General features: G+C 52.5%; 15 protein-coding genes and 1 pseudogene. 13 read left to right on the top strand and 3 right to left on the bottom strand.

Going from position 1 to position 21,664, the window contains the following annotated elements; all coding sequences use genetic code 11:
• Positions 1-107 precede the first annotated feature (107 nt).
• Entirely contained in the window at positions 108-1,022 is a 915-nt protein-coding gene (locus ELY38_RS07660) for a LysR family transcriptional regulator (RefSeq protein WP_127061064.1), read from the top strand.
• Here ELY38_RS07660 and ELY38_RS07655 read toward each other — a convergent pair.
• Together ELY38_RS07655 and ELY38_RS07650 are read right to left on the bottom strand one after the other, a co-directional pair.
• Positions 1,019-2,761, bottom strand: coding sequence for a thiamine pyrophosphate-binding protein (locus ELY38_RS07655; protein ID WP_127061062.1), 1,743 nt, complete (start codon positions 2,759-2,761; stop codon positions 1,019-1,021). The two genes, ELY38_RS07660 and ELY38_RS07655, sit on opposite strands and share 4 nt — an antisense overlap.
• A 9-nt stretch (positions 2,762-2,770) precedes the next feature.
• Positions 2,771-4,228: an aldehyde dehydrogenase family protein gene (locus ELY38_RS07650; protein WP_127061060.1), complete on the bottom strand. Its 1,458-nt coding sequence runs from the start codon at positions 4,226-4,228 to the stop codon at positions 2,771-2,773.
• A 341-nt stretch (positions 4,229-4,569) separates the two neighbouring features.
• Here ELY38_RS07650 and ELY38_RS07645 point away from each other — a divergent pair, with 341 nt between their 5' ends.
• From ELY38_RS07645 to ELY38_RS19625, 3 genes and pseudogenes are all read left to right on the top strand, one after another.
• Complete coding sequence (locus tag ELY38_RS07645) at positions 4,570-6,519, top strand: FAD-binding monooxygenase (protein WP_127061058.1); 1,950 nt, start codon at positions 4,570-4,572, stop codon at positions 6,517-6,519.
• A 159-nt stretch (positions 6,520-6,678) separates the two neighbouring features.
• Positions 6,679-7,170, top strand: coding sequence for a MarR family winged helix-turn-helix transcriptional regulator (locus ELY38_RS07640; RefSeq protein ID WP_127061056.1), 492 nt, complete (start codon positions 6,679-6,681; stop codon positions 7,168-7,170).
• 78 nt (positions 7,171-7,248) lie between these two features.
• A pseudogene (locus ELY38_RS19625) lies at positions 7,249-7,452 on the top strand (universal stress protein); the annotation flags it as partial.
• Between the two features lie 1,702 nt (positions 7,453-9,154).
• On the opposite strand, the gene ELY38_RS07630 reads toward ELY38_RS19625, so the two are convergent.
• The gene (locus ELY38_RS07630) at positions 9,155-10,750 is read right to left on the bottom strand and encodes a GMC family oxidoreductase (RefSeq protein WP_222845115.1); all 1,596 of its coding nucleotides are present in this window, start codon (positions 10,748-10,750) and stop codon (positions 9,155-9,157) included.
• A 547-nt stretch (positions 10,751-11,297) separates the two neighbouring features.
• Here ELY38_RS07630 and ELY38_RS07625 point away from each other — a divergent pair.
• From ELY38_RS07625 to lpdA, 9 genes are all read left to right on the top strand, one after another.
• Positions 11,298-12,329, top strand: coding sequence for a TRAP transporter substrate-binding protein (locus ELY38_RS07625; RefSeq protein ID WP_127061052.1), 1,032 nt, complete (start codon positions 11,298-11,300; stop codon positions 12,327-12,329).
• 13 nt (positions 12,330-12,342) lie between these two features.
• Complete coding sequence (locus ELY38_RS07620; RefSeq protein ID WP_127061050.1) at positions 12,343-12,957, top strand: TRAP transporter small permease subunit; 615 nt, start codon at positions 12,343-12,345, stop codon at positions 12,955-12,957.
• On the top strand, positions 12,954-14,294 hold the full coding sequence (locus ELY38_RS07615; protein ID WP_246009088.1) for a TRAP transporter large permease: 1,341 nt from the start codon (positions 12,954-12,956) through the stop codon (positions 14,292-14,294). Before ELY38_RS07620 ends, ELY38_RS07615 begins: the two co-directional genes overlap by 4 nt.
• A 39-nt stretch (positions 14,295-14,333) precedes the next feature.
• The gene (locus ELY38_RS07610) at positions 14,334-15,098 is read left to right on the top strand and encodes an SDR family NAD(P)-dependent oxidoreductase (RefSeq protein WP_127061048.1); all 765 of its coding nucleotides are present in this window, start codon (positions 14,334-14,336) and stop codon (positions 15,096-15,098) included.
• A gap of 52 nt (positions 15,099-15,150) precedes the next feature.
• Positions 15,151-17,331 carry an alpha-ketoacid dehydrogenase subunit alpha/beta gene (locus tag ELY38_RS07605; RefSeq protein WP_127061046.1) on the top strand — a complete coding sequence of 727 codons (2,181 nt, stop codon included), beginning with the start codon at positions 15,151-15,153 and terminating at the stop codon, positions 17,329-17,331.
• Positions 17,332-17,340: 9 nt separating this feature from the next.
• On the top strand, positions 17,341-18,069 hold the full coding sequence (locus tag ELY38_RS07600; protein ID WP_127061044.1) for an SDR family NAD(P)-dependent oxidoreductase: 729 nt from the start codon (positions 17,341-17,343) through the stop codon (positions 18,067-18,069).
• A 71-nt stretch (positions 18,070-18,140) separates the two neighbouring features.
• Complete coding sequence (locus ELY38_RS07595; RefSeq protein ID WP_127061042.1) at positions 18,141-18,836, top strand: GntR family transcriptional regulator; 696 nt, start codon at positions 18,141-18,143, stop codon at positions 18,834-18,836.
• Between the two features lie 124 nt (positions 18,837-18,960).
• On the top strand, positions 18,961-20,229 hold the full coding sequence (locus ELY38_RS07590; RefSeq protein ID WP_127061040.1) for a pyruvate dehydrogenase complex dihydrolipoamide acetyltransferase: 1,269 nt from the start codon (positions 18,961-18,963) through the stop codon (positions 20,227-20,229).
• A gap of 10 nt (positions 20,230-20,239) precedes the next feature.
• Entirely contained in the window at positions 20,240-21,640 is a 1,401-nt protein-coding gene (gene lpdA, locus ELY38_RS07585) for a dihydrolipoyl dehydrogenase (protein WP_127061038.1), read from the top strand.
• The last annotated feature ends 24 nt before the right edge of the window (positions 21,641-21,664 follow it).

Raw genomic sequence — 21,664 nt, 5'->3', positions numbered from 1 at the left:
TCCGCCGGAAGGGATTAGGAATGACTTCCTTCAGACTAGTTGTGTATTGTCACGTGAACTAATATATATTTATATGCTTCTTTATACTCTTAAAGGTATAGGTTGCTATGCGGTCCTTTGTCTCCCAGCTCTCCATTCATAAGCTCGAGGTCTTTTGCATGGTCGCCGAGCTGAAAAGCATTTCTCGTGCTGCAGAGCGCCTTAACATTGCTCAGCCTGTCGTCTCAGCACATCTTAAATCGCTTGCGGACAAATTAGGGGTATCACTCACTGAACGAAGTGGACGTCGAATAGCATTAACCGAAGAAGGGGAACGTGTTTATCAATGGGCTCACGATGTTGTCATCCGCACTAATGAGCTTGAACGTGAAATAGCTGATACTCAGCGTGGACTGGCAGGGAAGGCTAAGGTTGGTGCTTCGATGACTCTGGGGTCTTACGTTCTGCCTAGTATTATCGCATCGATAAGGCAGCGTTATCCCCAAGGGGAAATATCAGTACAAGTAACTACCCCGATATTAGCGACGGATGCGGTGTTGCAAGGTGAATGCGACTTTGCTTTTACTATTCTAGACCCACGTCATGAAATCGCAGGTTTGGAGGTGCAGCGTGTGCGGGATGAGCAGTTAATCCTCGTTGCTTCTAACAATTCCGGGCCCAAGAAAAAAAGCGTGTCGCTTGAGGAGCTTGCCGAACTGCCTTTCGTCACCGCTCAGTTACGCACTCCTCGTCGCGAGATCGAGGAGCACTTGTTGATGGAATTTGGCGTGTCGCGCAACCAAATTGTAATGGAATTTGGACATGCCGAAGCAATTAAACAGGCAGTACGCGCCGGTGCAGGGGTTGCCTTCTTGTTCCAATCTTCGGTCAACGACGAACTTGCCTCGGGATTACTAAGAAGGCTCGATACATCAGGTATGGAATTACGCGTTCCGGTTTATCTGGTGCGTAGGAAAAACAAGAAATTGGCCAAATTCCAGTCCATGATGCTGGATGAAATAACCCAAGCGCTAAGCAATTAGCCTGGCGACCTCATCGCATTTTCCATCGAAGGTGCGTACCCCTTAGCGGCCTCAATCTCAACTACCGCTACACCGCCGCTATCAAACACATCCAGAGCATCGATCATAGCTTTTTTCACTTCATCAGGTGAGCTTAACAGACCATAACTTACCGCCCCGAAGCCTTGAGCTATCGAACTGACATCAATATCTGGCCCGTTCATAACGATGCCAACATGCTTGTTTTCGACTGGGCGATTCCGCTCTCTAGCAACCGACTCCTGGTGTACTTCATCGTTGTAGAATGAATGGTTATTCACGACGACAATCAGCAAGGGGATGCTCTGGTTTACCGCAGTCCAAATTGCTGAAGCATTCATCAGAAAGTCTCCATCGCCCAGTACTGCCAGCGCGAGGAGCTTAGATTTCTCGTCACGTAGCGCTAAGGCTGCACCCACCGCCATACCGGGGCCTGATCCTATGCCGCCTCCTCCATCATAGCCCAGCGAGCCATAAGGATTGTCCACGGGCCAATCCTCACCGGTCCAACTGAGCGGGGCGCGGATTAGGCATGCAGAGCGTTTGCCAAGAGCGCTGCGCACTATTGCCGCTATATCTTGCGGAGTCATCGGTCCGTTCTCGATTTCTGCTGGTATGGGGAGCACAGGAACTGGATCTGGAACTCTTGCCTCTAGTGCTTCTGCTAACGCGGCTACTACTTGGTCAGGCTCATTAAGGAAGGCTACATCGGCCGGAGCGGGAGCCCCTCCATCCTTCACCCAGCCGCGATGGTTATGAACATCCAGCGTCGCTGAGATGATTTTCGCTGGAACCGGTCGATCTCCAAAAACTGAACGTAGTGTGCCTCCGAAGTCCAGCCAGTCGAAATTGACTATAACGTCAGCTTCGGCGATGGCGGTTTTAGCTTGAGTGTCTGGAAAGTAACCTGCGCGTCCTACATTCGCGACATGAGCGCTGGGAAATGTCGCGCCGGTCTTAAAGTCAGTCACTACCTGCGCTCCCAGGCGCTCTATTAACGCAATTCGCAGCTTCCAATCCGTTGCAGAGCGCGACATGCGGCCCATAAGAACGACAACTTTTTCTGCATCTGACAACAGCTTAGCTGCTACCTTTACTAAGTCGGGCGCGGGCGCGCCAGCCCTCGGGGCTCCTCGGCGGGCTATATCTATGTCAGGTAGCGGAGCATCTAGAGCCTTCTCTTGAAGTGCTGAATCGATATTTATATATACTGGGCCGCGTGGCGCGGTTCCCGCACGAGAAACCCCTTCGACCAACGCGTGAAGAGTGGCCGTGACACCGCCAGGTTGATCGTCCCACTTTACAAAGTCTCGAATCAGTGAGCCTTGGTCTTGTGAGGTATGGATCCAGTCTATCCAGGAGCGTCTATGTGTGGCATCAACCGGTCCTGTAGCTCCAAGAATCAACATTGGCACCCGGTCGCACCATACGTTATAAATACCCATAGAACCATGCATCAAACCTACATTAGAATGTAGTGCAACGCCCATGGCGCGCCCAGTTACTTTGGCATAGCCATGCGCAATGGCAACCGCCGCCTCTTCATGTACGCAAAGCAACAGTTGAGGGTCATTATGGGTAAAGTTCACTAAACTATCGTGAAGCCCTCGATAACTCGCTCCGGGATTGAGAGCGATATAACGAAGATCCAGTTCATTTAATGTTTTGGCGATCGCATCCGAGCCCCAGCAGGGGGCATTGTTTTGGGTCTTATGGCTCATGATTTCCTCTCAAGACAGCATGATGTTAATGGTTTTTGATTCGGTGTAGCTAAGCAGCTCTTCACGACCTTCCTCGCGGCCTACACCGCTTGACTTCATCCCGCCAAAAGGTACTCCCAGGAAGTGCATGCTCGAGCCGTTGATCCATATATGCCCCGACCGGATCTGCTTCGCCATCTTCAGTGCTGCGTTAATATCATGCGTCCAAACGGCAGCGGTTAAGCCATATTCTGTGCTATTAGCCATAGCTACTGCTTCATCAAAGTCTTTCCAGCGTCCAATCGCCATAACAGGCCCAAATACTTCCTGTTGCCATAAGCGCATGTCGGGTGTCACATCAGCGTAGACTGTTGGCGCTACCCAGAACCCCTTAAGAAACTGTTTCCCTTCGGGACGCGCGCCCCCTAGCATTCGACGCGCGCCATCAGCATCGGCATTGTCGCAATGAGCCAGGATACGCTGCATGTGCAGTTCAGAATTGACCGGTCCCACATCGGTTGCGTCACTCAAGGGGTCACCAATGCGCAACGCGGCGACACGCTCAACCACCGCGTTAAGTACGTGATCGTAGATATCTTTATGCACTAGCAAACGACTGAGCGAACCACAGGATTGACCCTGCCATGAAAAGTTCATCCCAAACACGGCGGCGTCAGCGATCTTTTCAGGGTCGCAATCGGGGAACACGATCATCGGATTCTTGCCGCCCAGTTCCAGTGTTATATGCTTGACCCCGACTTCGGCCGCCGATCTTTGGATAGCCCGTCCGGTTTCGGGCGAACCGATGAAAGCGATCCGCTTGATCCCTGGATGTCGAACGATTGCGTTCCCAACAACGGCACCTTCACCGGTTATGATATTAAACACACCCGGAGGTAAGGTATCGCGAGCGATCTCGGCGAGTACCATCGACGATAGTGGAGATGTTTCAGGGGGTTTTACGATCACGGCATTACCTGCCGCCAGCGCCGCGGCGGTTCGTGCGACGGCGAACATGATCGGGTGGTTAAAAGGTGCAATTCGCGCCACTACCCCATAGGGTTCATGCAGCGTCAGGTGTAGATTCTGAGATGTCGCCGGAATGGTGTCGCCCCGCAGATCTGGGCCAAGTCCGGCGTAGTAGCGCAAACTCTCCACGGCGGTTGGCACGTCGATCATTCGCATTGGCCGAATCGTGTTTCCAGTATCGCTGACCTCGATTCGCAGTATTTCATCCGCACGGACAGCAATAGCGTCAGCGAATTGGTTCATAGCTGCGGCCCGTTCCATCGGTGTTAACGCCGCCCAGGCGGGCCAAGCTTTTTCTGCAGCTTGTACCGCTCGATCCACATCTTCTGACGAACCTGCTGGTACACGGCCGATAGGCTCTTCCGTTGCGGGGTTTATAGATGTTAACCATTCGCCAGTAACGCTTTCAACCAGTTCACCGCCGATCAGCATTCGCTCTGCTTCGCAGACACGTTCCATTTTGTTCTCCTTATTCGAACCTCAAGAAGTAAACAGTAATGCAGGCATCGGCAGCCATCGGTCAAATATATAAACGATGCGACATCTATAGCTGATTAGGTATATGTGGGTTCTTTTTAACCATTTGGGCTATAAAAATTTCTTGGGTATCGTGAGGGCACAAAGATGATCATAAGAGATTAAAAGTACTCAGACGGACATACCGACAATCATTTTCTTATTTTGTACTTAGCCTGACGGCCAATTATCAAAAAGTATAATTGCAATCCCATCACACAGTTACAACACTGATGATCACAATGCTGATCAATATTATAAAATATTCATGATGAGGAATCGCCATGCAGTTTCATCTCAACGGTTTTCAGACAGGCGACCCAAAGCGCTATGCCTCCAACAAGTCAATTGCAAACTCAGACCAATTACCCCAAGAGGTCGATGTACTTATCGTCGGCTGCGGCCCAGCAGGTTTAACGCTTGCTGCTCAGCTTTCACGCTTTCCTGAGATCCGTACACGTATCGTTGAGCAGAAAGACGGGCCCATCAAACTTGGTCAGGCCGACGGCATCGCCTGCCGAAGCATGGAAATGTTTAACGCCTTTGGTTTCGTCGACAAAGTGATGAACGAGGCGTGTTGGATCAACGAGACCGTATTTTGGAAGCCGGATGAGACAGCTCCTAAAAATATAGTGCGTCATGGGCGCGTACAGGATACCGAGGACGGCCTTTCCGAATTCCCGCACACAGTACTCAACCAAGCTCGTGTACATGACTTTTTTCTTGAAGTGATGCGTAACTCACCGACCCAGCTGCAGCCACACTACTCCCGCCGGGTGGCCGATGTGAAGATTGATACCACGCAGGCCGATGCGGTCACATTGGGCACTGAAGCGTACCCGGTAACGGTTAAGCTAGAGCGCATAGATGATGCACACCAAGGCGAGACAGAAACAGTGCGTGCCCGCTACGTGGTCGGCTGCGATGGGGCGCGTAGTGCAGTGCGCCAGTCACTTGGTCGCGCACTAGTCGGTGATTCTGCGAACCAAGCCTGGGGTGTGATGGACGTGCTAGCGGTTACGGATTTCCCCGATATTCGCATGAAGGCGACTATTCACTCTGCTAACGAAGGCAATATTTTAGTAATTCCGCGAGAAGGCGGTTACTTAACGCGCTTTTACATAGAGTTGGATAAACTCAGCGAGAATGAGCGTGTTTCGAGCCGGAATATCACGTCTGATCAACTCGTGGCGGCAGCGCAACGTATTCTCCACCCCTACAAGTTGGATGTGAAAGAAATTGCTTGGTGGTCCGTGTACGATATTGGCCAGCGCCTGTGCGATAAGTTTGACGATGTGCCCGTCGAAGCAGTTGGCAGCCGTATCCCCCACGTCTTCATAGCAGGTGATGCCTGCCATACGCATAGCCCAAAAGCGGGGCAGGGCATGAATGTTTCCATGCGAGATACCTTCAATTTAGGCTGGAAGCTGGCCGCGGTGTTACAGGGCAAAAGCTCTCCAGCAATTTTGGATACCTATACCACCGAGCGCCAGACAGTGGCAAAAGAACTGATTGATTTTGATCGCAGGTTTTCTAAGATGTTCAGTGCCCCACCCAAAGGTTCACCTGAAGATAAAGGCGACGGCGTGGATCCTAAAGATTTTCAAGATTACTTCATTAAGCAAGGACGCTTTACTGCAGGCACGGCAATTCAATACTACCCTTCACTGATCTCCGCTGAACCGATCCATCAGCACTTAGCTAAAGGGTTTGAAGTGGGCATGCGCTTTCACTCCGCGCCGGTAGTGCGCCTGTCAGATGCTAAGCCTATGCACCTGGGCCACACTATTGAAGCCGATGGCCGTTGGCGATTGTTTGCGTTTGCTGGTGCGGGCGACCCCACAGCGGCAGACTCAGATCTTGGCCGTCTATGCCGTTTTCTCGACGAGTCGCCGGACTCTCCAGTACGTAAGCATACGCCGAAAGATGAAGATATTGATGCTGTGTTTGATCTTCGCGCTGTTTGCCAGCAGGGCTTCCGCGAGCTTTCACTGGATGCTTTCCCAAAATTTCTGTGGCCGCACAAGGGGAAGTATGGTCTGCATGACTATGAGAAAGTATTCTGCTCAGACCTAAAAAATGCGAAAGATATTTATGATTTGCGTAGTGTTAACCGAGAGCAGGGGTGCCTAGTAATTGTCCGCCCTGATCAGCATGTCGCCAACGTTATGCCGCTTAATGCGCACGATGAACTCACTGCATACTTTGACCGCTTCATGCTGGTTGCCACCTGACTTACACTGTGCAGGCGAGCTCACTGAAGCTGATAATGCTGTTTTATCGTGCATATACCTCATCGGATAAAATGTACATCTGAAAATCCCATTGCATAGCAGCCGTGCCCCATTGATGGTCATGGCTTTTTTCATTCACTTATGAGTAAAAGCGAGAACATGACCGGAACCCCGCTCTCCGATGCAAATGTGCTGCCAGGTAACCTGCTCCGACGCTGCCACCAGATCAGCGCTGCTATATTCCTGCGCAAGTGCGAGGCAAACAACCTCACTCAATTGCAGTACATAATCCTCTGTGCGCTTGAGGAAATGGGCCCGGTCGACCAGATCACACTGGGCGGTTACACCGCCTTAGATCGCAATACTATAGCTGTGGTGGTGCGAAAGCTGGAAGAGCGCGGCCTTGTTAATCGACGTCGAAACCCAGAAGATCGGCGATCAATGTTTGTCACTCTTACCGATCTGGGCGAACAACTTCGCAATGACGCTAAGTCAGCAGTTGACGAGGTGCAGAAAGAGATTCTCTCCCCTTTGAATGAGAACGAACAAGAAGTGCTTTGCTCGCTGCTGAAGCGTATTGCTGACAACAACAACCATCATAGCCGTGTACCTATCCGTCTAGCAGGCCGACGTCACCCCCTGATTGAGTAGCGCTATACTTTAGAGTCCGACCCTCGCTGAAAGAGAGAAAGCGGGCGTGCAGTTGCTGAAAGAAGCGATCAATTCAGCGCAGGAGGAGAGCGCTCAGTATATAGAAAAATATTGACGAATGGTGATCCCGTTCGGGTTATTTTAGATAATGCTAATGTAATAGGTATCGATACTATTGTGATGGGAAGCCGAGGGTTGAGCGACTTTGCCGGTGTCGTTATAGGTAGTTTCTCGCACAAGATTAGCCACTCATCCAAGTGCCGAGTGATTACGGTGAGTTAGCAGATTTATTAACGTGTCAGCCATCGATAAGGTAAAGGGCAATGCGTATAGTTTGCCGCTTAAGAAGCTGTAATCGTTACTGTCTTCAGTAGACGCTCAAGTAATATTTATATCACCGAGGCAGAGAATCCAGCCTATTCTCTGCAAAGCCCATGTTCACTCTCCTTAGAAGGCAATACGTTTAAAGTCATTAAACAACAACCCTTCCTCTCATTTATAAATGACCTCTTATGATGTTTTTATTCGCGCTTGCCTAAAAGGGCGTTAGTTAGAAAGTGTTGACGTTTCACAACGGTAGTCAGAGGAACCCACACGCCATGGCCACTATGCTCTCGTAATTTCTCTTGAGCTTGTGCCACTGCGCGAGAGCTTTATTTTTCTATACTTTGAAATTTTACCATTTGCCAATGGTCATTTCTGTCTGAAATAGAGACGTATGAAAATCACGAAATGTGTCCATTGATGTCGCTAGAAAAGGTTTGTCTCGTTGTTAATCGGTGCTAAGTTGCTAGAATTATTTACTGTTTTTAATGTATGATCATGATTTAAAACAATTATTTTAATATTTGGATTTAGTGACAAGAAAACTGAAACTAGCAAGACATGGCCTCCGAAGCCGAGGGTCGCAGGCTCAATCCTGCCTGTTAAAGGTCACGGAAGTCTTGGTTATGCGAGGCATTAACCAGGTTCTACATAAACTCAACCCACTTCGTGAATGGGGGGCACGCTTGCCATAAATGACTTTGGGACAGGCTATTTAAGCCTAAACTACCTGAGCTCCTAAGCAGGTACTGTTCACCATGCCAGATCGCTCGCAGACTAAAGTGTATGTAGCCAAACGAACCAGCATGGCATGTCTCGTATGAGACTTACAAGGTTCTATATATGATGCTGTAAGGGACGCTGAAGCAAAATTTAATCGCCTTTTTATGCCAGGGAAATGGAAAACACCGCCCTGGCATCCCAAGTTCGGATAGGCGTCAACAAGTCCCAGATCCCATCGGCTCTATATACGGTCACCTGAAGTAGAAAACCGAATAATTCCTAGCCACCAGAGTGCTGGGCCAATAGGAAGGTGGCATTATTATAGGCGCCAATAATCGTTCTGCCATCGACCGAACGACGCGTTTTAAAGTGGTAATTAAGCAGGAGGGTACGACGGTCATTGCGGCGGTGGTAGGATTTAGCGAAAGGCTAAACGATATCCCGAGGGCGCAGCGGCTATACATGACTTCTGAGCATGAACGAGATAGTTAAACACGCCGAGATTACTCAGCGAATTGGTACTGCTATTTACCTTGCTGACCCGCATAGACCATGGCAGCGAGGTTCCAAGCGGATGGCCGCCCCCCTTAACACCAACGCGCTGTTGAGACAGTGCCTACCGAAGGACAAGCATCTGACGATCTACAGCCAGGAAGGGCTCGGCGAGATAGCCGACTCACTGAATGCACGATTACGCAAGACACTGGCTGGCGAAAGTCGTTGGAAGTTTACGCCGAGGTCCTCAAGAAATCCGTCGCTGATCCGAGCGTCCTTCACTAACGTTGTGCTTGGAACTTGAAACCGCCAATGCTTAAGTTTGCTTGGCAGACGGTGGTCTTTTTCCATTATCTTTTGAGGGCTTTGGTTATGAATGTTCAGTAAGCCTTAGGTGCTCTAAGTAGCCTTGGCGAGTCTTTAGCATTAGCCTTAGCGGAAGCTAAGAAGGGTGGGAAGACCCAAGTATCAAATCGGCAGCTTTCTCTGCGATCATCATCGTGGCGGCGCAGATATTCGCTGAAGGTATCTCGGGCATTACCGAAGAGTCGGCAATTCGCAGCCCCTGGAGGCCATGGACCCTGAGTTCGGGGTCGACAACGGCCATGGCGTCATCAGCGGGACCCATTTTGGCTGTTCCGTTGAGATGGTAGGAAGAGACGCCGAACCGACTGGCGAATGCGAGCAATTCCTCATCGCTCTGTGTGGAACCGCCCGGCAGCACTTCACCATCCATGTAATGAGAAAGCCTTTCAGATTCCAGCAATCGTCTTGCGAGCCGAATGCCTTTGATCAGGATTTCACGGTCATGGGGGTCCTGCAGATAGTTCGGCTGGACCATAGGTGCAGCAAAAGGATCCTTGGATGTGATCCGAACAAATCCGGAACTCCTGGGGCGGTGCTGCCATACCCCGCAAGTCATGCCGGGATAATCATCCAGAACGCCGACATAACCCTCTTTATAGCTTGCCGGGGTGAATACCCCTTGCAAGTCAGAGGTAGGCAGAGCTTCGTCCGTTTTCCAGAAGTAATAAACCAGTGATGGGCTCAACGCGAGAATACTGGGACGGCGTAGTATCCAGTTAAGGATCTGTCCGCTGAGCTGAAAACCTCTAGCAAGTTCATTGATGGTTCGACTGTTCTTTACTCTTGCGACGACCCGCACCGAATAGTGGTCTTTCAAGTGCTGGCCGACCCCTGGAAGCGCGTGTGAAACCGGCAGGCCGAGGCCTTGCAAATGCTCAGATTCACCGATACCCGAGAGCTGCAACAGTTTCGGAGTATTGATGGCGCCTGCACAGAGTATTACCTCTCGCCGTGCTGCGATTTGAGAGTTGGACTGGCCACGCGCTTCCCGATATTCCACACCAACGGCACGCTCATTCTCGATCAGGATTCGCGTGACTTGAGCGCTCGTCTTGATTCGCAGGCTCTTGTGGTGCTTTGCCGCCTTGAGATAAGTTTGCGCTGTGCTCATGCGGCGGCCTTTGTGAATGGTCCGCTGGAAGTAGCCAGCACCCTCCTGAGTGTGGCCGTTATAATCTTCGTTACCAGGTATGCCGAGTTCTTCAGCACCGGCAATGAAGGCGTCCGCTATTGGATGTTTCCAGTCGGTGTCGCTGACTGGCATCGGCCCATCGTGGCCACGATACTTGGTGACGCGGGCAAGGCTATGCTCGGTACGCTTGAAATAGGGCAATATACTTTCGTAATCCCACCCCGTATTGCCGAGTCGTGACCAATGATCAAAGTCTTCGCGCTGTCCGCGGTTGTATATCAGCCCATTGATCGAAGTTGAGCCACCGAGAACGCGTCCTTGAGGGATCGGTATGCGACGGCCGAGGGTTAGCTCGCTGGGCTCGGTAGTGAACTGCCACGTATATGCCGGGTTGAAAATCATCTTGATGAAACCGGCGGGAATGTGAATAAAGGGATGACGATCCGAAGGGCCGGCTTCCAGCAGGCAGACACTATAGTGGCCGCTGGCACTCAGCCTGTTCGCCAGAATGGCTCCAGCAGCACCACTTCCAATAATCAAGTAGTCGTAGGTCTCGGTAACGTTATTGTAATCCATCGACTTATCGCACTCTTGTGTCGCGTCCTTCGCCACCCACAAGTTCAAGACGTGATTACCATGATGCTTAATTCACACCTTGTTATTTTCCTGATTGTGAGGCGGCGTGGATTCGCCGGTATGAGAGGGTTTTGCCTAGTGCCTTACACTAGACGAGATGGTAATGAGGCTGAATGCGTCATTAAAATAGTGTGGCTTCGTAAAAAACGAACTCATGTATCTCAGGCACTTCCAGCTCCAAGCCGCTTGATGGTGACGTCCATTTCATGGAATGTCTGTATATATCGGAAATAAATTAAGTAAAAACAATGGGTTGAGTTTGTAAAGATTTGTGTCGACTTTCTTCGATAATCAGTGCCCGGAAGATGGCCCCTTGCCTAAACTATTTTGTGATCACATATATGTGATCTTGACAGGTACGGCAGGCTGTCCTAGCGTCAAAGAAGCAATATGGGTAAAACCCAAGCAATGACAACGACAACGACAATAAACTCCGAAGAGGAGACAAGTCATGAAGCATGTTTTCGTAACCGCTGCATTAACCACTGCCGTCGCAATGGCGGCAGCTTCGACTGCCTCAGCTCGCGATCTCGACGTTGCAAGTACGTTTCCAGAGGACATGTTATATCTCGGCGACGCCCTGACATATTTCGGTGAGTCTCTAGAACGCGTTACCGGAGGTGAATTAGGTGTCAACATCCATGGTGCCGGCGAACTCGTACCTGCTTTGGAAGTTTTTTCGGCGGTAAGCCAGGGTGCCATTGAGGCAGGCTACGACTGGATGGCTTACTGGGGTGGAGAGATTCCTGTCGCCAACCTAGCTGGTTCGTTACCGTTCGGGCCAGAACCGCTCACCTTCGCCGATTGGATGTGGGAAGGTGAGGGAATGGAGATCATTCAAGGCGCTTACGATCAGCACAACGTCAAGGTCCTCCCTTGCGTTGTTGTTCCTGCTGAACCTGCTGGTTGGTTCAACAAGGAGATCAACACTCCAGGGGACTTTGAAGGGCTTAGGATGCGGATAGGTGGTCTTGGAGGACGCGCGTTGGCAAAGCTCGGTGCCAGTCCCCAGACCATTGCTGGTGGTGAGGTCTATGTATCGCTCGACCGTGGACGTATCGATGCCGCTGAATTTTCCTTGCCTGCCATCGACGAGACTCTCCAGCTAAATGATGCTGCCGATTACTACTACTTCCCTGGTTGGCATCAGCCGGCGAGCTTCAACTCTGTCCTGATCAATATGGATGTCTGGAACGACTTTGACGAAACGCAGCAAGACCAGGTGACGGCTGCCTGCCGCTCGACCCTGCTCTGGTCCATGACAAACGCCATTCAGCATCAGGCAGAAGCCATTACGCGGCTGGAAGAGGCTGGAGTGGAAGTGCGCCGGTTCCCCGAGCCTGTGCTCGATGCACTACGTGAAGCGACGGATGAGGTGATCGCAGAAGAGATGGAACGAGACGAAACCTTCCGCGAGGCATATGAGTCCTTGAGTGCTCACGTAGAACGAGCAGACCGCTGGTACGACCTGCAAGATATGTAAGCGGAGATAGAGCATGGCTAGGACTTCGAATGCTAATCGGCTGATAGCCGTCGGGGAAGCGCTAATGAAGCTCTTCGCTATCCCTGGGCACTGGGCGGCATGGTTGGTGATCATCATCATTGCGGTGGTTATCTTCACTGTCATTGGCTCAGCGTTGGGGCTAAGTCATTTGGCCGACTGGGGGGTGCGGCTACCATTGTTCGGCGACCAATTGAACATGGTGAGCATTGCCGAGCTGCAGTGGCACTTGTTCTCTCTGTTCATCATGATTTCGGGGTCCTATGTCCTGCAGCAAGACCGGCACGTACGAGTGGACATCATTTTCGCTCGTATGCCGCCCAAGAGGCGTGTGCTGGTGGATCTGTTAGGAGACTTGATATTACTCATTCCCTTCTTCGCCTTCTTGTTGTGGTTTTCTTTTGGGTTCGCTGAAAGAGCATTTCTGTTCGAAGAACAATCAAATAGTGGTGGTCTGATGGATCGCTACCTAGTGAAAGCAACCCTTCCGCTAGGCTGTTTCTTGCTGCTGGGGGCGGGCTGCGGGCGCATATTAAGAAACCTGGGTATGCTCATGGAAAAGAAAAACAATGACCATAACGACAATAATGTAATAAAGGAGGCAGAGTGACTTATTTTCTTCCTTCACTCATGCTCTTCTGCCTGATGCTCGGAATCTTTCTTGGCTATCCGGTGGCGCTTCTCCTGGGAGGATTATCGCTAATCTTTACTCTGGTTGGTGATATTCCTCTCGCTACTTTTGGTTTGGTCGTTAACCGCGTCTATGGAGGTGTGCTATCTAACTGGATCCTGGCGGCAATACCGCTATTCGTATTCATGGGGATCATGCTGGATAAATCCGAAGTTGCACGAAACTTGCTGCGTGAGCTGGAAGGGCTTTTCGCGGGAAAAGCGGGCGGGCTGGCACTGTCGGTCATTATCGTTGGCATTGTCATGGCAGCCAGTACAGGGATTATCGGTGCTTCTGTAGTGCTGATGGGTACACTGGCACTGCCTGTCATGCTAGGGCAGGGCTATGATAAATCGCTAGCCATGGGAACCATCCTGGGGTCTGGAACGCTAGGGATCTTGATACCCCCCAGCATCATGCTGGTTGTGTTCGGCGACATCATGCAGGTATCGATAGGCAGCCTCTTTGCTGCTGCGCTGCTTCCGGGAGCCATGCTGGGTTTCTTCTATGTCTGTTATGTCGTCTTTATTGCCATGCGTAATCCTGAAAAAGCGCCGCCCCTGCAACGAGACGAGTCTGAGCTAGTAGGCTCGTTGATAAGTCGGCTGGCAATAAACCTTATCGTTCCTGCGGCACTTATCAGTAGTGTACTGGTTTCCATTGTGCTCGGCATAGCAACACCAACCGAGGGCGCCGCAATCGGGGCTGCTGGTGCATTATTGATAGCGATTGCCAACCGCAAGCTTACCTTTGAGATGTTTGGTTCAGCATTGCGAGAAACCACACTGACGACTGGAATGATTCTTTTCCTGGCGATCGGCGCTACTGCTTTTGGCGTCATATTCAGTCGTTTGGGTGGCCATGATCTCATCGAGCATGTAATTGGTCTCCTGGGAGGCGAACCTTATATAGTATTGCTGGGAATCATGCTGTTGATTTTTATCTTGGGATTTTTTCTGGAGTGGATAGAAATCAGTTTTCTGGCACTGCCTTTGCTGGCTCCCATCGTAGGTAATCTGGACTTCGCACCAACTGTAGTTAGTCAGCATGATGTCTTGATCTGGTTTGCAGTGCTGGTAGCCGTGAACCTGCAAACGTCTTTTCTTACCCCTCCTTTTGGCTATGCCCTGTTCTATCTGAAAGCGATAACGCCGAGCGGTATCACCACAGGCGATATTTATCGGAGTGTCGTTCCATTTGTCGCAATCCAATTGTTTGGGCTGTTGTTGATCATGATATTCCCAAGTATTGCACTCTGGCTGCCGCGAGTACTTTAAATCACATACGAGTACTATAAATAACAAGAGGATAATGGTGTGAACCTATTCGAACTTAACGGTCGAGTTGCACTGGTGACGGGTGCCGCAGGCGGTATAGGTGCCGCTATTGCTGAAGGCCTCGTCGATGCCGGTGCCAAATGCGTACTTGCTGACCTCTCCAAAGAAAACTGTGAAGCTACCCTTTCGCGTTTACGGGGGAAAAATGGGGACGTACGGGCAGTCTCTTTGGATGTGCGCGACAGGTCTTCCTGTGAAGCAGCTGTCATGGAAGCGGTCTCAGCTTTTGGCGGTCTGGATATTCTGGTCAACTGTGCCGGGACCAACACACGGATGAGGCCCGAAGAATATCCCGAGTCACTGTGGGAAGAGATCATTGATACCAACCTCAAAGGTACCTTCTTGATGTGCCAAGCCGCCTTTGCGCCATTACGATCATCGGGGAAGGGCAAAATAATCAATGTAGGCTCAATTCTCTCGCTAGCCGCTAACGAAGTTACTGGTCCCTATGCCGCCAGCAAGGGCGGTGTGGTTCAGCTCTCCAAATCGCTTGCCTGCTCCTGGGCTGAACAGAATATAACGGTCAATACAATTCTTCCTGGCTGGATAGACACTCCATTGTCGCGACAGGCACGCATAGATATTCCTGGCCATGCCGAGCGGGTAGTCGACACAACACCGTTACGACGCTGGGGCGAGCCGGCCGACTTGATCGGCAGCGCCGTTTTTCTGTCCAGTCACGCTTCTGACTTCATTACCGGCATCAGTCTTGTCGTGGATGGTGGCGTTACCGCCCATGTGTAAGAGGTGAATGCTCGTTACGGCCTCGAGTTGGTGCCAGCTAATGGAGATAACAATGAAGTTCGAAAATATAAACAACGAAGTAACAATGCAGACGCTAAAGCTCGAGGAAGGCGACTGGGCGAGCCTGGATGCAGCGGATGCGAAGCGTATGGTAACTCTGTTTCTTTCCGCACGCAGGTTCGAAGAAAGTATTCTCCAGCTCGATAAGCTCAAACTGGTACACGGCCCTGCTCACTCAAGTATCGGTCAAGAAGGGGGAGCCGCTGGATGTCTGGCTGGACTGCCGCGGGACACGATGATTAATGGCACTCACCGCGCCCATCACCAGTGCGTGGCGAAGATGATAAACGCCTTGTATGACGATGGGTTCGATCCATCCACGAGTTCCAGATTACCCGAGGCCATGCGTACTGAGCTAGGGCATTTGATGGCAGAGATACTGGGACTAAGGGACGGCTGGAGTGGTGGACGTGGTGGTTCCATGCATTTGCGGCGGGAAGAGCTCGGTATCATGGGCACCAATGCTATCGTGGCAGGAGGTTTGCCGATTGCCTGTGGCCATGCTTTTGCCGAGAAAGCTAAGGGCGGCGATGCCGTAATGGTGAGCTTTTTTGGTGATGGGGCGTTGCATCAGGGCGCAACTCATGAAGCCATGAATCTAGCGGCTCTCTACGAGCTTCCGTTGATTTTCTTTCTCGAAAACAATCGATATGCCGTATCGATGAGCGTCGCCCAGTCGACTCGTGAGCAGGAATTGCTGACTCGGCCGCAGGCGCACGGCATTCCCTCCATCCGAGTGGATGGCATGAATCCATTGTCGGTATGGCATGCCGCCAACTGGGCACTTCAGCAGGTACGGGAACAGGGCGGGCCGGTGTTCATCCAGGCCGATGTCTACCGCTATTATCATCAGAGCTCCGCCATCCCCGGGAGTGCGTTCGGCTACCGCACGAAGCAGGAGGAGGAAAGCTGGCGCGTACGTGATCCGTATGACCTTTTGCGTAACAAGCTGAACGAGCATGGGAGCCTCGCTACGGAGCAATTCGATGCCATCGACAATGCCATTAGCGAAGCGGTGGCAGCAGCCTACGAAAGCTGTATAGAAGGAAAGGGCTCGTCCAGCCGTATCCGGCCGGAATTGTGGCCCGACCCGGAAACCGTCGACAATGGTCTCACCGGTGATCTTTCCGAATTCGAAGGTGTGCAATTCACCGAAGTCGAGGATTACGCGAAGGAAGATCTCGAGGAAATGACGCTTATCGAGGCCATGTCTCGTGTCATGGGTGCTCGTATGCGCGAGGACGAGTCGATCTATGTGTTCGGCGAAGATGTTGCCAATATGGGGGGAGGCACCGTTGGGGCAACCAAAGGGCTCCCTGCTGAATTTCCCGGTCGTATCGTCAACACGCCTATTACCGAAAACGGTTTCTGTGGGTTGGCGGCAGGCGCCGCAGCTTCCGGGCTGAAACCGATTGTCGAATTGATGTACAGCGATTTCTTCCTGGTTGCTGGCGACCAACTTCTCAACCAAGCCGGCAAGATGCGGCATCTATTCGGTGGCACGTTATCCGTACCGTTAGTCTTGCGTAGTCGCATTCCCGGTCATGAGGGATATGGCTCACAGCACTCGATGGATCCGGCCGGTGTCTTTGCCCTATTCCCCGGATGGCGCATCCTGGCACCATCCACTGCTTTTGATTATGTGGGGCTGATGAACTCGGCCTTACGCTGTCAGGACCCGGTATTGATCCTTGAGCCGCAGGAATTGCACCGGAGCAAGGCGCTCGTGCCAAAGAACCTGGATCATTTCATACCAATCGGTCAGGCGCACAAGGTGGCTGAGGGGGACCGGCTAACGTTATTGACCACGCTCACGATGGTCGAAACTTGCCGACAAGTGGCGGCCAAATTAGGCGGCGGTGTCGATATTGTGGATCTACGCACTCTATCGTTACGGGACATCGATTACGAGACCATTGGCGAGTCGATCCGCAAGACGGGCAAGGTCGCGATTGTCGAGCAGACGACCCGAGGTGCCAGCATCGGTTCGCATATTGCTGACGAGATCCAGCGACGCTTTTTTGATTACCTTGACCAGCCTGTGAAACGGGTAACCGGAGGCTGGGCACCGCCGACAGTTTCCAAAGTGCTTGAAGATGCAGCGTTGGCGAACGAACACGATGTTGAAGCGGTAATCCGCGAGATGCTCGCCGACAGCGGTTTGGCGGCGTGAGAGGAATATATGAAAAACGAATTTTCGCTAAAGGATAAGAGCGTTCTGATCACCGGTGCGGCAGGTGGAATCGGTGAGGCCACGGCGCGTGTTTGCGCGGAACTTGGCGCATCACTGGTTCTAGCCGATCTTGTCGAACCCCTGGAGCTTGCGTCAGAGCTGAAGGCAAGCGGGACGATAGTGGAGACCTACGGATTCGATGTGACGGATCGGATGGCAACTGAGCGCATCATTGAGGGCCTCGATAGACTTGATGCCGTGGTGGTCAATGCAGGCTTCTGCCCTTGGGACGACTGGTCCGATGATGGTTGGGACGATGTTTTCAACCGTGTGATAGACGTCAATCTTCAGGGTGTGCTCCATCTGACGCGTGCCTGTCTGCCCCGCATGTGTGAAAGCGGAAGCGGGAATATCGTCCTGGTTAGCTCGGTTGCCGGTCGTATGGGAGGGCTCAAGGCGAGCCCCCATTACGTGGCTGCCAAGGGCGGTGTCAACGCGCTGGTGAAGTGGATGGCGCGAAAGGCGGCACCCTATGGTGTGGTGGTGAATGCCGTTGCTCCAGGTGCTACTGCAACTGGTATGACGACCGGCCAGTCCTTTAATGCCGACGCCATTCCATTGCAGCGACTGGCTGAACCACGCGAGATTGCATTACCGATAAGCTTTCTATGTTCAAGCGCTGCCAGCTACATCTGTGGAACGACCCTCGATGTGAATGGTGGAGTATTCATGAATTGATAAAGATTCAATAGATGATGGAAAAATGTTGTTAAACAGTCTCGATGTAGTGCCCAAACAGGAAGACCGACGTGGCTAATAAAATAGAAGGGCGCCTGGGGCGCTATCAGCGCAAGAGCTTGGCAGATCAGGTCTATCTGGATCTCAAGAAATTGCTGCTATCGGGAGCCATCGCGCCTGGTGAGAAAGTAACCCTGAGAGGCCTTGCCGAATCAATTGGTACCAGTCCGATGCCGGTTCGCGATGCGGTTCGTCGCCTGGTGTCCGAGCGAGCCCTTGAGATGCTGCCCAATCGGACACTGTGTGTGCCCACACCGAGCCTGGCGCAATTTCGTGAGATCGTTGCAATTCGCTGCAGCCTTGAAGGTTTGGCAACAGAGGCCGCAGCGGTGAAGCTGCCATCAGCAGCCTTGGCCGAGATCTATGGCGCCAAGGACAGATACGAAGCTATAGCGCGGGCTGAAGTAGTCAGTACTGAGGATATGGTGGAGGCGAATCGGGAATTGCATTTTACGCTGTACAGCGAGTCAGGCATGCCCGTACTCGTTTCCATAATCGAAGGATTATGGGTTCAAGTGGCGCCTGTGTTCTCGCTGAGCATGAGTACAAAGGTGCGGGAAGTAGAAAACATGGAGTCGTTTCATCATCACTTACGTCTGGTTGCGGCACTGGAATGCCGTGACGCAGCGGCTGCTCGTGACGCAGTAGTCGCGGACATTCAGGACGCAGCACATTTTATCGAGCATGCGGGGGTATTAAGAGGTTGAGCTGTCCCTCGGTAAGAATACGAGGAATCAGTAAGAGGTTGTGTGACGGCACAGCAGGCTTTTCGAGCCCACTAATCAGTCAGTGTACAAAAAAGTGTGCGAATGTTGGTTAAGGAGAGAATAGATGACGGTTGACATCAAGATGCCGGCACCAACGCCAGGCATGACGGAAGGCACACTGGTGCGCTGGCTCAAGCAGGAAGGTGACTGGATCGACATTGGAGAAGCAATAGCCGAGGTGGAAACCGACAAGGCGATGCTGGAGATCGAGTCCTTCGATGCTGGCACCCTTGGCAAGATACTAGTGCCTGCCGGGACGAGCAATGTTGCAGTAGATACGATCATCGCGATGCTTATCGAAGAGGGCGCAGCGACGTTGCCTTCAGAAGACGAGGCACCAACAGTCGACGAGGCACCAGCCCATGAACACTCTATGCTGGCCGCCAAGACTATGTCAGTCGCCAATCCTACGTCGGTCGCCAGTACTATGCCGGGGCCCCAGCTCGAGACGCCTCCACGTGAGCAGGGCCGAGTATTCGCCAGTCCATTAGCTCGCCGCCTTGGGCGGGAACATGGTATTGATGTGGCTGATATCCAGGGAAGTGGGCCGCACGGCCGGGTCGTACGGATTGACGTTGAGCGGGCGATAAGCGAGCCGGCGCCAGCGGACCAGAGGGACTCCAAGGCGCATATGGATTCACGTATCCAGACAATACCCCACACCGCTATGCGCCGAACTATCGCCAGTCGACTTTCTGAATCCAAGCGCGAGGTGCCTCACTTCTACCTGACGGTCGATTGTGACGTCGGCGAGCTGCTGACGTTGCGTAGTCGCCTCAACGCCAAGGGGGCAGAAGCTAGCCCGGCATTCAAGCTTTCGGCCAACGATATTCTGATCTATGCCGTTGCCCGATCGTTACGTCGGGTTCCAGAGGTGAATGCATCGTGGACGAATGAGGCGACGATACGGTATCAGGAGGTAGATGTCGCGGTAGCCGTCGCTACCGAAGGCGGCCTGGTAACACCGGTACTTCGCCAGGCGGATCGAATGGGGCTAGCCGAGATTACCACCACGCTACGTGAACTTGCCGAGAGTGCCCGTGCTGGCCGGCTGGCTCCATCCGAGTATCAGGGAGGCGGGTTTACCATCAGTAATCTTGGCATGTACGGAATTCGTGATTTTGCCGCCATCATCAACCCTCCGCAAGCCGCCATACTTGCCGTCGGTGCGATTGAGAAACGGCCGATCGTTCGCGACAACGAGCTTGCTGTCGGCGAGATGATGACCCTGACCTTGTCTGCCGACCACCGCGTCATAGATGGCGCGGTCGGTGCGTGTTTCCTCGCCGTGCTGCGTGAACTTATCGAAGACCCTCTCAACCTGCTCGTATAAGGAGGCACTGATGAAAGTCAGCGAGTACCAGCTTGTCGTGGTAGGAGCCGGTCCCGGTGGCTATGTGGCCGCGATTCGGGCCGCTCAACTGGGGTTTCGTGTCGCTATCGTGGAAAAGGCTGAGTTCGGAGGAGTATGCCTCAATTGGGGCTGTATCCCCACCAAGACGCTATTACGCTCGGCTGAGGTTCTGCGAACCGCCCAACAGGGCGCTGCATATGGTGTATTGCTGGACTCGCCGCCACGGTTCGACTTGGAAACTGCCGTCAAGCGCTCACGTACGGTAGCCTCGCAGCTCAATCAGGGAGTCCGTGGGCTTTTGAAGAAGAATAACGTGACGAGTCTTTGCGGCCATGCCCGCCTGCTCGGTTCCGGCAAGCTCGAAGTCGAGTGCGGAGAAGAGCGTACGTTGATCACTGCCGAACATATCATTCTGGCGACCGGGGCGAGACCGCGCATGCTGCCAAGCCTCGATCTCGACGATGAACGAGTCTGGACGGCACGTGAGGCCATGACTCCCAAGTCGATACCCAAGACATTGGCTGTCATTGGTGCCGGTGCCATCGGCGTCGAATTCGCCAGTTTCTTCGCTACCCTGGGAAGCGAGGTGACGCTGCTAGAAAGCGCGGATCGTATTCTGCCTCATGAAGACGATGAAATTTCCGCCAAGGTCAAGGACCTACTGTGCAGCCAAGGCCTTGATGTTCGTAGCGGTATCAATCTGCAGCAGGCAGTGCCCAACACTTCTGGTATCGAGATTCACTTCGACCAGGCGGGCAAGACGTGCCAGGTAAATGCGGAGCGTGTCATCGTCGCAGTCGGCATCGTCGGCAATGTGGAAGATCTGGGGCTTGAAAACACGCGGGCACAAGTCGAAAAAGGTCATCTTCTGGTGGATCAGTGGTCTCGTACGGACGAACCGGGGCTCTATGCCATCGGTGACGTTGCGGGGCCACCATGGCTGGCACATAAGGCTTCTCATGAAGGTGTCGCTTGTGTCGAGCGGATTGCCGGACTACCGGACGCTCGTGCATTGGATCCCGGTGCGGTGCCGAGCTGTATCTATAGTCACCCTCAGGTAGCAAGCGTGGGGCTCACAGAGGCGCAAGCGCGAGCGCAAGGCTTTATGGTGACCGTGGGTCGTTTTCTCTTTTCCGGGAACGGCAAGGCACTGTCGCTGGGGGATACGGACGGAATGATAAAGACGGTATTCGACGAATCTAGTGGCGAGCTGCTTGGGGCTCATATGGTTGGGCCGGATGTGACTGAATTGATTGCGACTTACGCGACAGCACGCAGCCTGGAAACAACGGAAAGTGAGCTCATGCATACCATCTTTCCGCACCCGACCTTGAGCGAAGGCTTGCATGAATCGGTGCTAGTCGCCTTCGACCGCACGTTGCATATCTGAATTGAGAAAATGCCCATTTTGCCG

It is taken from the genome of Vreelandella nanhaiensis (assembly GCF_003990185.1).
In the GTDB taxonomy this organism is placed as follows: Bacteria; Pseudomonadota; Gammaproteobacteria; order Pseudomonadales; family Halomonadaceae; genus Vreelandella; species Vreelandella nanhaiensis.
This window is presented reverse-complemented; position numbering and strand designations above follow the sequence as displayed.

Excerpts from the sequence above, each read along its gene's own strand:
- ELY38_RS07625 (WP_127061052.1), top strand. The coding sequence starts at position 11,298 with ATGAAGCATGTTTTCGTAACCGCTGCATTAACCACTGCCGTCGCAATG.
- ELY38_RS07645 (WP_127061058.1), top strand. The coding sequence starts at position 4,570 with ATGCAGTTTCATCTCAACGGTTTTCAGACAGGCGACCCAAAGCGCTAT.
- ELY38_RS07660 (WP_127061064.1), top strand. The coding sequence starts at position 108 with ATGCGGTCCTTTGTCTCCCAGCTCTCCATTCATAAGCTCGAGGTCTTT.
- lpdA (WP_127061038.1), top strand. The coding sequence starts at position 20,240 with ATGAAAGTCAGCGAGTACCAGCTTGTCGTGGTAGGAGCCGGTCCCGGT.
- ELY38_RS07590 (WP_127061040.1), top strand. The coding sequence starts at position 18,961 with ATGACGGTTGACATCAAGATGCCGGCACCAACGCCAGGCATGACGGAA.
- ELY38_RS07640 (WP_127061056.1), top strand. The coding sequence starts at position 6,679 with ATGACCGGAACCCCGCTCTCCGATGCAAATGTGCTGCCAGGTAACCTG.
- ELY38_RS07650 (WP_127061060.1), bottom strand. The coding sequence starts at position 4,228 with ATGGAACGTGTCTGCGAAGCAGAGCGAATGCTGATCGGCGGTGAACTG.
- ELY38_RS07600 (WP_127061044.1), top strand. The coding sequence starts at position 17,341 with ATGAAAAACGAATTTTCGCTAAAGGATAAGAGCGTTCTGATCACCGGT.
- ELY38_RS07605 (WP_127061046.1), top strand. The coding sequence starts at position 15,151 with ATGAAGTTCGAAAATATAAACAACGAAGTAACAATGCAGACGCTAAAG.
- ELY38_RS07620 (WP_127061050.1), top strand. The coding sequence starts at position 12,343 with ATGGCTAGGACTTCGAATGCTAATCGGCTGATAGCCGTCGGGGAAGCG.
- ELY38_RS07655 (WP_127061062.1), bottom strand. The coding sequence starts at position 2,761 with ATGAGCCATAAGACCCAAAACAATGCCCCCTGCTGGGGCTCGGATGCG.